Source organism: Nocardia sp. CA-135953, from assembly GCF_050955735.1.
GTDB lineage: Bacteria > Actinomycetota > Actinomycetes > Mycobacteriales > Mycobacteriaceae > Nocardia.
In genome coordinates, this window is record NZ_CP192082.1 from 4,208,910 (window position 1) to 4,219,347 (window position 10,438).

Sequence of the window (10,438 nt, forward strand, 5' to 3'; positions counted from 1 at the left end):
GGTGTCGGTGGAACCCGGCTGCACCACCCGCAGCGAAACCATCCGCGACTTCCTGGTCGAAAAGCGGCGCGAGACAACCGAAGACATCCGCGAGCGCTTGGATCGCGGTGTCGCGGAAGGTGAGCTACCTCCGGACACCGATACCTGGGGCCTTGGCCGGCTTCTACACCACGGTGCTGTACGGTCTGTCGATCCGCGCCCGCGACGGCGCTTCGCACACCGAACTCACCCGATCCATCGACTGTGCCATGGCCGCGTGGCCCGTATCGGCCATCGCACACCGATCGCCGCGGTTACTTACGGCGCAGGGCGGCGATGCGCTCACCGAGTTGATCCGCGGTGGCCAATGCCGTTGGTGGACCACCGCATTCGCGGCGCAACTCACCGTGGATCACACCGTGCGGCTTGCCGGTGCGATGGTGGTGCATGGCGACCAGGCTGTTGAGCTCGCGACGCAGCTCACCGAGTTTATCCGCGGTCGCGACCCGCTCGGCGGCCGAGGCGACCTGCGGGCCGGGATCGGGCATCGCGGCCTCACCGCGTTCGGCGAGTTGCTTGGACTGACGTTCACGCAGCAGCGCCCGCATCTGCTCCGCGTCCAACAGCCCGGGAATCCCCAGGTAGTCCGCCTCCTCCGCACTGCCCGCGAAAGTGGCTGTGCCGAAGGAGGATCCATCGTAGATCACCTGGTCGAGTTCGGCGTCCGCGGCGAGTGCGACGAAGGGCTTCTCGTCCTCGCCCGGCTCGTCCTTCTGTTTGTTCGCGTCGATCAGGAGTTCGTCTTCGAGACCGTTCTGCTCGCGGTGCGGCTTACCGATGACGTGATCGCGCTGCAGTTCCAGCTGCGCGGCCAGATCGAGCAGCACCGGCACCGACGGCAGGAACACGCTGGCAGTTTCACCTGGCTTGCGCGCACGCACGAACCGGCCGATAGCCTGGGCGAAGTACAGCGGTGTCGAGGCACTGGTCGCATAGACGCCCACCGCGAGCCGCGGCACGTCGACGCCCTCGGACACCATGCGCACCGCGACCATCCACGGCTGGGTGTTCTTGCTGAATTCGGCGATCCGGTTCGAGGAGGACGGATCATCCGAGAGCACCACGGCAGGCCGCTCGCCCGAGATGTGTTCCAGCAGTTCGGCGTAATCGCGGGCCCGCTCCTGATCGGTGGCGATCACCAGACCACCGGCATCGGGCATACCGGTCGCACGCAGCTGGCGCAGCCGGGTATCGGCAGCCACGAGCACCTTGGACATCCAGTCACCTGCCGGATCCAAGGCGGTGCGCCACGCACGGGCGGTGTGTTCGGCGCTCAGCGGCTCACCGAGGCGGGCCGAATACTCCTCACCCGCGCTGTCGCGCCAGTGCGCCTCGCCGGAATACGCCAGGAAGACGACGGGCCGGACCACGCCGTCGGCCAATGCCTCCGCATAGCCGTAGGCGTGGTCGGCGCGCGAGCGCGGGAAACCGGCCTCATCGGGTTCGTAGCTGACGAACGGGATCTGGCTGTCATCGCTGCGGAACGGGGTACCGGTCAGCGCGAGCCGGCGGGTGGCGTCACCGAATGCCTCGGCGGTCGCCTCACCCCAGGACTTCGCATCGCCCGCATGGTGGATCTCGTCGAGAATCACCAGTGTTCTGCGTCTTTCGGTGCGGACACGGTGCCGCGCGGGATGCGAGGCGATCTGCGCATAGGTGACCACGACGCCGTGATAATCGCCGGAGGTCGCACCGGTCGCGTTGGAGAAGCGCGAATCCAGCTGAATGCCCACGCGGGCCGCGGATTGGGCCCACTGATGTTTGAGGTGTTCGGTCGGAGCGACGACGGTGATCTGGTCGACGGTGCGGTCGGCCAGCAGTTCGGCCGCGACCCGCAGTGCGAATGTGGTCTTACCAGCACCCGGCGTCGCCACCGCGAGGAAGTCCCTTGGCTTGGTCGACAAGTACTTCATCAGGGCCCGGCGCTGCCAGGCGCGCAGCGAACCACCTGTGGAACCCGCGGCGCTCGATTTTTGCGAATCGCCCGGTGTTTCCGCTTCTCCCGCCACAGCGGCGCCACCCGACACAGTCACGAAGACGACCCTAGCTGTCCCCCATGGCGTGTCGCCAAACCGACGCGGCGTGGGCGACGGGCGTCACACGCCGAACCCTGCGCCACGCCGTGTTCATCTGCTCCCCATCGACTCGATGCCACGGCAAACCGGAACAATATGCTCGGATGCGCGATGCTGTTAAGCATCATGACCGACGAAAGCGCTCTACCGCGCCATACCCCGGGGGTCGGCGACCAGCCGATCCACAGCGGCGGAGGCGGCGCGGAACCCACGGTGGCGACCTATGCCCGCAACGCCGCAACGCGGGCTGCGCATGCCGCGCGACATGGTGGCAAACTCGTCGTGCGGGTGGCGGTGAAGTCATGGAACGATTCGATTTTCGCCAAATCCGCGGCCGCGGCGTTCTGGCAGACAATGTCGCTGGCGCCGCTGCTGCTCGGGGTGCTCGGCAGCCTCGGTTACGTCGGGGAATGGTTCGGACCCGATACCGTGGAGATCGTCCGGCAGAAGATCATCGCGTTCAGCCGGGACCTGTTCAGCACCAGTGTGGTGAGCGATCTGATCGAACCGACCGTCACCGACGTGCTCAGTCGCGGACGCGCCGCGTTCGTCTCGGTGGGTTTCGTAATGTCGCTGTGGGCGGGATCCTCGGCCATGTCGACCTTCGTGGATTCGATCGTCGAGGCGCACGGCCAGAAGGATGCCCGGCATCCGGTGTGGCAGCGCATCTTCGCGTTGCTGCTATATGTGCTGTTCCTGGTGGTCGCGGTATTCCTGCTGCCGCTGATCGCGCTGGGTCCGACATTGATCGGACGGGTGCTGCCGGATTCGTGGCGGGAACCCGGGTTGCGGCTGATCGACTCGTTCTATTACCCGGGCGTCGGCCTGGTGCTGATCATCGGGCTCACCACCCTGTACAAGCTCGCACTGCACAAATCGCTGCCGTGGCATCGCTTGTTCGGCGGGGCGCTGGTCGCAGGAGTGTTCTTCATGGCCGCCAGCGAGGGACTGCGCCGCTATCTGTCGTGGGTCACCAGAACAGGTGTCAGCTACGGCGCGCTCGCAACGCCGATCGCGTTCCTGCTGTTCACGTTCTTCTTGGGCTTCGCGGTCATCCTCGGCGCGGAGTTCAATGCCGCGGTGCAGGAATTCTGGCCCGCCCGCAGCACCCGCATCGATCAGGTGAAGGAATGGTTGTCCAATCAGTTGGGCGGGGACGACTCCGGCACCGAACAGGATGATCCGGGCACAGCTGAACCCCCGAACCCACAGGAGGTTCGGGGGCCGATCGAGCGGACAGACGACAACGGCGCCGATGCCGACCGGGCACGACTCAGCGCGCGCGGCGATACATCACCGGTGTCGGCTCAGTCGCCCTTGCGCAAGCCGTCGTAGACCTTCTTGCAGTCCGGGCAGACCGGCGAGCCGGGCTTCGCCGAACGCGTCACTGGGAAGACCTCACCGCAGAGGGCGACCACGTGGGTGCCCATGACGGCGCTCTCGGCGATCTTGTCCTTCTTCACGTAGTGGAAGAACTTGGGGGTGTCGTCGCCCGTCGTCTCGTCGGTGGTCGTATCCGGGCGAACCAGAGTGTCGGTACTCACGGATTCCATGATGCCGCATACTCGGGAGTTCGGCCGATATCGGTCGGTGTTCGTCGAGCTGACCAGGCCATGTGCGGTGCGCCCTCGACAGTGGAAGACTCAGGGTATGCAGCAGTACGGCGACACCCCCGACGCCGACGACATCGGCAGCGGTGATCGCCCGGACGTCGCAGTGCCGACGCCACCGCGCAAGTCCAACGGTTACTTCCCCGGCAATGACGAGAAGCACCCGGTGCTGATCACCGAGGCCGCGCCGTCACTGGAGGATCAGCACCGCGCCAGGGTTCGCCGCTACACCATCATCATGGCGTTCCGCATCCCCTGCCTGATCCTGGCCGCGGTCGCCTACAGCGTCTTCAGCAACGCCCTGCTCTCGATCCTGATCATCACCGCTTCGATCCCTCTCCCCTGGATCGCCGTTCTCATCGCCAACGACCGCCCGCCGCGCCGCAAGGACGAACCCAGCCGTTGGGACCGCCCGCGCACCGCCATCGAATCCCGGCCACACCGCGCCATCGATTCCTGAACCTGGAGTCGGCTGAGGTCCAGAGGCGGGCAAGGTCAGGTCCTGGCTCCGTAGGGAGGTCCAGGCCGAGGGGCAGGGGCAGGGGCAGGGGCAGGGGCAGGGGCAGGGGCAGGGGCAGGGGCAGGGGCAGGATGCCATCGCACGCCACCACGCGGGCGCCGACACGCCGACGATCAAGCTGGACGGGTGATCACCGTGCAACGGTGGAGGCGAACATCGAGAATGGCCCGCCACCAGCGCATTCTCGGGGTCAGGGGTGGCGGCGGATGGTGGCGGACATGAGGGCTGCGGCGGCGCAGAGGGCGCCGGCGATGTACCAGGCGAGGTTGTAGGAGCCCTGGACGTCGCGGATGATGCCGGCGCCGGTGGCGGCTATGGCGGAGCCGATCTGGTGGGAGGCGAAGACCCAGCCGAACGCGACGGGGCCGTCGGCGCCGAAGAGTTCGCGGCAGAGCATGACCGTGGGTGGGACGGTGGCGATCCAGTCCAGGCCGTAGAAGATGATGAACACCCACATGCTCGGCTGGGTATCCGGCGCGAACAGCGACGGCAGGATCAGCAGCGACAGTCCGCGCAGGGTGTAGTAGCCGACCAGCAGATAGCGCGGGTCGGCGCGGTCGGTGAGCCAGCCGGAGAAGACAGTGCCCGCGACATCGAAGATGCCGACCAGTGCCAGCAGACCGGCGGCGGTGGTCGGCGGCATGCCGTGATCGTGTGCGGCACTGACGAAGTGAGTGCCGACCAGCCCGTTGGTCGATGCGCCGCAGATCGCGAATCCGCCTGCGAGCAGCCAGAATCCGGGACTGCGCGCGATCGTGGTCAAGACCGTCAGTGCGCGGGTGGCACCGCCGGTCGCCTGCACCCGCAGTCCAACTGTGCTGCCGGGTTCGGCGCCGTACGCGTAAACGCCTGCGTCACTGGGGAAGTCGCGGATGAACAGCAGGACCAGCGGCACCACCGCCAGTGCGATACCCGCGACGATCAGCGAGGGCACTCGCCAGCCGTGCTCATGCGCGACAGCAGACACCACCGGCAGGAAGATCAGTTGCCCGGTCGCGCCCGCCGCAGTGAGCACGCCGGTCACCAATCCGCGCTGGCGCACGAACCAGCGACCGGTGATCGTCGCCACGAACGGCATCGACATCGATCCGACGCCGACCCCGACCAACAGCCCCCAGGTCGCCACCAAATGCCAAGGCTGGGTCATGAATACGGTGAGGCCGCTACCCGCCGCGACGAGCACCAGTGCGCACGCCACCACCCGGCGGATGCCGAATCGGTCCATCAGGGCCGCCGCGAACGGCGAAATCAGCCCGTACAGCAGCAGATTCAGCGAGACCGCGGCACCGATGGTGCCGTGCGACCAACCGAACTCCTCGTGCAGCGGATCCAGCAGCACACTCGGCACCGACCGGAACGCCGCCGCGCCCAAGAGTGCGATGAATCCCACACCGGCGACGATCCAGGCGGGGTGCAGCCGCCTCGGCACGGAATCGACAGGTACCCGAGGCGTCTGCAGTTCAGTCACCCGCTGAGCCTGCCGGAATTTCGCACATCGAACGAGTGGCCGGAATGCCATAAACCGCCAAGATCGTGCCAGTCGCGGCCGAGCCGAAACCGGCTCGACAGCATCGCGGACGACACCTACTGTGTGGCGGGGGTAAGCGACGGACCTCCCTCAGCGCCAGTGATGTGCGACACATCCGCGTCAACCAGGCGCGGGCGCCGCCGAATCGCCGGAAGATGCGACAACTGCATGCCGGCTGCGGCGCGGGACCTCCCGCCAGGAAACAGGAGAAAGCATGATTCGGTGGGTCTGGGCCTTCCTCGACCGCCCGACGCAACGTTTCGACGAATGCGCGACATTCTGGTCGACGATCACCGACACCCAACTCTCGCCGCGACGCGGCGAGAACGACGAATTCCTCACGCTCCTACCGGATCCCGCACTATTCGCCGATGCCGGCGTCAAGATGCAGGCGGTGACCGGACTCGGGCGGGTACACCTCGATTTCGACGTCGACGATGTCACCGCCGCGGTCCGCATCGCACTCGACCTCGACGCCGAACTGGTCGCCAACCACAAGAGCTACGCCGTGCTGCGCTCACCAGGCGGTCAGATCTTCTGCTTCACCCCCAGCGGCCGCGCGAAGGGCACACCCGCCCCGGCCGTGCGCGCCCCGGACGGCACCCTTACCCGCCTCGACCAGGTCTGCCTCGATATCGGCCCGACCGACCACGCCGCCGAATCCCGCTTCTGGACCACGCTCACCAATTGGGACCTGACGCAGGGCCGCCTGCCCGAATTCGCCCGGCTGCGCGCGAAACAGCCGATGCCGGTGCAGCTTCTGCTGCAGCGCCTCGGCGAGGATCGACCCGCCGGCGCGCACATCGACCTGGCCTCCGCGGATATCGACGCCACCGCCGCCTGGCACGAGTCCCTCGGCGCGACATCGGTCGAGCGCAATGACCACTGGATCGTGATGCTCGATCCGGCCGACGCGCCTTACTGCATTACCGGCCGCGACCCGAACGGCGTCTGATATCGCACGCTGTCCCAAGTGACACGACGAGCACGTTTCTGTTGCTGGCGTGTCGCGGTGGCAGAGTACCGGTGTGCCTACCAACCAGACGACCACCGGATCGCTGCTCACCGCGCTGTGCCCCGATCTGCGGGCCGCGCTGACCCGCGTCGGCTACGACGCCGACATGCTGCTGGAAGTGCTCGGCGCCGATGCGCATGCCGCACTAGGCCGGTCCGAACCGGTGCCGGTGCGCCGCGCCGCGCGCCGAGCGGGCGCACTCGGAACTCTGATCCGCCTGTGGCTGCTCGGTGACGCAATGCCCGAACGGGAGGTCGCGGCCGCACTGGCACCGGTGGAGATCGACCGCGCGGTAGCCGCCGGCCTGCTCGCCCGCGACGGTGACGATGTGCGCGCGGCCCTGGACCTGCGTCCGTTCGACGCGGGCGACGGCACCCGCTGGATCCTGTCCGACCTCGACGATTCGATGTTCCGGCGCACCCTGACCGAGGATCACGTGCTCGGCGTCGGCCACGCCTCCCTGTCACTGTTGCGCGCCACCCCCACCCGCCGCGTTGGTTCGGTGCTGGACCTGGGCACCGGCTGCGGCGTCCAGGCCGTCCACGCCGCCGCGTACGCGGACCGGGTAACCGCGACCGACGTGAACCCGCGCGCCCTGTGGCTGGCCGAGGCGACGGCCGCACTCAACGGGCTCGATATCGAACTTCTGGCCGGTTCCTGGTTCGCGCCGGTGGCCGGTCGCCGCTTCGACCAGGTGGTGGCCAATCCGCCGTTCGTCGTCGGCCCTGCCCGCATCGAACACACCTACCGCGACTCCGGCCTCGCCCTCGATGGCGCAAGCGAATTGGTGATCTCGCGAGCCCCCGCCCTGCTCGCTCCCGATGGCACCGCAGCGATGCTGGCGGCATGGGTGCATGTGGACGGCGAGGACTGGCGCCAACGCGTCTCGTCCTGGCTGCCCGCACACGGCGTCGATGCCTGGGTGGTCCAACGCGATGTCGCCGATCCGGCACTCTATGTCGGAACATGGCTGCGTGATGCGGGGTTGGATCCGCGCGACCCGGCCGCGCAGCAGCGCGCCGAACGGTGGCTCGACGCCTTCACCGCCGCGGGCGTCGAGGGCATCGGCTTCGGCTTCGTCTACCTGCACGCCATCGACGGTCCGACCGAACTGCTCGCCGAGGATCTGACGCACGGCTTCGACGATCCGCTCGGCGCCGAGGCCACCGCGTATTTCGCACGCTCAGCATGGTTGCGCCGCGCCGCCGCCGAGGAAAACCTCGCGTGGTCAACACGTTTCGTGGTTGATCCGGCAACCGCGCTGGAACGGGTCTACCTGCACCGCGAATTCGGTTGGGAGCAGCAGGTCGCGCGGCTGCACCGCGGCGACGGTCCGCGCTGGCAGCACGAAGTGGACGAGTCCACCATCGCACTCGTCGCGGGAATGCGCGCCGAGGGTTTGCCGTTACACGAGCTGCTGGAACTGCTCGCGCTCGCCGACGGATCGGGCGAAGTGACCGAGGAGTTCGCGGCCGACGCATTATCCGTGGTGGCCGGATTGGTTCGCCACGGTTTGGTGCGGCCCGTGTAACGAAGCGGCAACCGCTCGCATCCCTCCGGACCTTTCGTGCACGGGCTGTTCCGACAGGGTGGGTTCTCAGGAACTTCTCAGACGCGAGTGATGGAAACCGCAGTTCAGAGCGGTTTATCGGAGCAGTAGCGGGGAACTTTCTACCTGTCGGGTCCGTTGTTCGGAGTGAGACACCACCGACAGGAGGCAAGTCATGACAAGCCCCGCCGCCACTCGTGTGCGCACCAGCGATTCGGACCTCGACGCCCAGAGCCCTGCCGCCGACCTGGTACGCGTGTACCTGAACGGGATCGGCCGTACCGCACTGCTCACGGCAGCCGACGAGGTCGAGCTGGCCAAGCGCATCGAGGCGGGCCTCTATGCGCAGCATCTGCTGGAGACCGGCAAGCGACTGTCGGCCACCCGCAAACGCGATCTGGCCGCCGTCGTTCGCGAAGGCCAAGCGGCGCGCTCGCATCTGCTCGAAGCCAACCTCCGGCTCGTGGTCTCCCTCGCCAAGCGCTACACCGGCCGCGGCATGCCGCTGCTGGACCTGATCCAGGAGGGCAACCTCGGGCTGATCAGGGCAATGGAAAAGTTCGACTACGCCAAGGGATTCAAGTTCTCCACCTATGCCACCTGGTGGATTCGGCAGGCCATCACCCGCGGTATGGCTGATCAGAGCCGCACCATCCGCCTCCCCGTGCATCTGGTCGAGCAGGTCAACAAGCTGGCCAGGATCAAGCGGGAATTGCATCAGCAGCTCGGCCGCGAGGCCACCGATGCCGAACTCGCCAACGAGTCCGGCATTCCGGTCGACAAGATCTCCGATCTGCTCGACCACAGCCGTGACCCGGTAAGCCTGGATATGCCGGTCGGCAATGACGAAGAGGCCCCGCTGGGCGATTTCATCGAGGACTCCGAGGCCACCTCGGCCGAATCCGCCGTGATCGCCGGGCTCCTGCACCACGATGTGCGCAGCGTGCTCGCCACCCTGGACGAGCGCGAACAGCAGGTCATCCGGCTGCGCTTCGGCCTGGACGACGGCCAGCCGCGCACCCTCGATCAGATCGGCAAGCTCTTCGGGCTCTCCCGAGAGCGTGTTCGTCAGATCGAGCGTGAGGTCATGTCGAAGCTGCGCAAGGGAGAGCGGGCCGACCGCCTGCGCGCCTACGCCAGCTGATTCCCGCAATAGCTCGTGCCGGTGATCTCGGCACGTGCCCACGACGCCGGACTACTCCGAGGCAAGTTCGGCGTTCGGCTTGGTGACCCTCGACGGTCACCTCGAAACGCCGACCGGTGACCGCGCGTCCCGCCCCCTCCGGGTTCGCGCGAGCCGGTCGGCGAACCCCATTCAATCCCCGCCGAGTCCGTTGTCGACCGCGACGTTGTCTGGTTTCAGTTCGAGTGCGGAGTTCTCGGCCTGCAGATCGAGCAGGATCGTGAAATCCTCGTGCACTCGACCGCTGCCAACACTGGCCTGGACCAGTTGTGCGGTGGCCTCCGCGAGCGGCATCGGTACGTCGCTTCAACGGGCCGCGTCGAGACCGAGATCGAAATCCTCGCGCAGCAGGATCGGGGTGAAAGTCGGTGTGTAGTTGAGGTTTACGAAGGCCGGGGTCTTGTAGCGAGTGAAGACCGAACCCATGACGCTGTTGTCGAGGAAGTCCAGGAAGGCCGCGCGGGATACTCTGCCCTTCTCCGCGAGGACGGTGACCTCGGCCATCGACTGGGTGACCACACCGAGGAACAGGTTGTGGCAGATCTTGACCAGCCGCGTACATCGCCCGCACAGGTGACGGATTTACCGATGGTGCGCAGTAGCGGTGCCACGCGTTCGTAGACATCCAGCGGACCCGAGGCCGCGATCGAAAGCCCGCCCGCGGCGACCACCTTCGCATTGCCGCTGACCGGTGCGGCCAGGAAACCCACACCACGCAGTTCGCCGGCCGCGCGAATGGCCGCGGAGGATCCCGTCGAGACTGTCGAGCAGTCCACCACTACGCGGGTACAGATTTCGTTGGCGAGCAGGCCGTCGGCGCCGAATAGGACCTCTGCCAGGTCGGCTCGGGTGGAGACCATGGTGAACACCACGTCGATGGCTCGGAGTCGTGCGGCCGGGTGGCGGCGAGTTGCGGGAT

General features: G+C 67.1%; 10 protein-coding genes and 1 pseudogene. 5 read left to right on the top strand and 6 right to left on the bottom strand.

The window, feature by feature from the left end; translation table 11 throughout:
* Positions 1-293 precede the first annotated feature (293 nt).
* Entirely contained in the window at positions 294-1,952 is a 1,659-nt protein-coding gene (locus ACQPXH_RS19630; RefSeq protein WP_433603512.1) for a DEAD/DEAH box helicase, read from the bottom strand.
* A gap of 288 nt (positions 1,953-2,240) precedes the next feature.
* On the opposite strand from ACQPXH_RS19630, the gene ACQPXH_RS19635 reads away from it, so the two are divergent.
* Complete coding sequence (locus ACQPXH_RS19635) at positions 2,241-3,449, top strand: YihY/virulence factor BrkB family protein (RefSeq protein WP_433597994.1); 1,209 nt, start codon at positions 2,241-2,243, stop codon at positions 3,447-3,449.
* Here ACQPXH_RS19635 and ACQPXH_RS19640 read toward each other — a convergent pair.
* Complete coding sequence (locus tag ACQPXH_RS19640) at positions 3,422-3,658, bottom strand: DUF3039 domain-containing protein (protein ID WP_433597995.1); 237 nt, start codon at positions 3,656-3,658, stop codon at positions 3,422-3,424. The genes ACQPXH_RS19635 and ACQPXH_RS19640 overlap by 28 nt on opposite strands.
* A 106-nt stretch (positions 3,659-3,764) precedes the next feature.
* Between ACQPXH_RS19640 and ACQPXH_RS19645 the strand changes: the two genes are divergently transcribed.
* Positions 3,765-4,184 carry a DUF3099 domain-containing protein gene (locus ACQPXH_RS19645; RefSeq protein WP_433597996.1) on the top strand — a complete coding sequence of 140 codons (420 nt, stop codon included), beginning with the start codon at positions 3,765-3,767 and terminating at the stop codon, positions 4,182-4,184.
* 250 nt (positions 4,185-4,434) lie between these two features.
* On the opposite strand, the gene ACQPXH_RS19650 is transcribed toward ACQPXH_RS19645, so the two are convergent.
* Positions 4,435-5,712 (bottom strand): MFS transporter, encoded by a 1,278-nt coding sequence (locus tag ACQPXH_RS19650; protein WP_433597997.1) that lies wholly within the window; start codon positions 5,710-5,712, stop codon positions 4,435-4,437.
* A gap of 274 nt (positions 5,713-5,986) precedes the next feature.
* Between ACQPXH_RS19650 and ACQPXH_RS19655 the strand changes: the two genes are divergently transcribed.
* The 3 genes from ACQPXH_RS19655 to ACQPXH_RS19665 all read left to right on the top strand — a co-directional run bounded on the left by ACQPXH_RS19655 (position 5,987) and on the right by ACQPXH_RS19665 (position 9,480).
* Positions 5,987-6,727 (top strand): VOC family protein, encoded by a 741-nt coding sequence (locus tag ACQPXH_RS19655; RefSeq protein ID WP_433597998.1) that lies wholly within the window; start codon positions 5,987-5,989, stop codon positions 6,725-6,727.
* Positions 6,728-6,800: 73 nt separating this feature from the next.
* Positions 6,801-8,318 (top strand): DUF7059 domain-containing protein, encoded by a 1,518-nt coding sequence (locus tag ACQPXH_RS19660; RefSeq protein ID WP_433597999.1) that lies wholly within the window; start codon positions 6,801-6,803, stop codon positions 8,316-8,318.
* Positions 8,319-8,511: 193 nt separating this feature from the next.
* Positions 8,512-9,480 carry a sigma-70 family RNA polymerase sigma factor gene (locus ACQPXH_RS19665; protein WP_433598000.1) on the top strand — a complete coding sequence of 323 codons (969 nt, stop codon included), beginning with the start codon at positions 8,512-8,514 and terminating at the stop codon, positions 9,478-9,480.
* A 171-nt stretch (positions 9,481-9,651) separates the two neighbouring features.
* Here ACQPXH_RS19665 and ACQPXH_RS19670 read toward each other — a convergent pair whose 3' ends face one another.
* From ACQPXH_RS19670 to ACQPXH_RS19680, 3 genes and pseudogenes are all read right to left on the bottom strand, one after another.
* Entirely contained in the window at positions 9,652-9,813 is a 162-nt protein-coding gene (locus ACQPXH_RS19670; protein ID WP_433598001.1) for a hypothetical protein, read from the bottom strand.
* A 12-nt stretch (positions 9,814-9,825) separates the two neighbouring features.
* Positions 9,826-10,101, bottom strand: a complete 276-nt coding sequence (locus ACQPXH_RS19675; RefSeq protein WP_433603513.1) for an NAD-binding protein — start codon at positions 10,099-10,101, stop codon at positions 9,826-9,828.
* A pseudogene (locus ACQPXH_RS19680) lies at positions 10,095-10,406 on the bottom strand (NAD(P)-binding domain-containing protein); the annotation flags it as partial. The gene ACQPXH_RS19675 and the pseudogene ACQPXH_RS19680, both read right to left, overlap by 7 nt.
* Positions 10,407-10,438 lie beyond the last annotated feature (32 nt).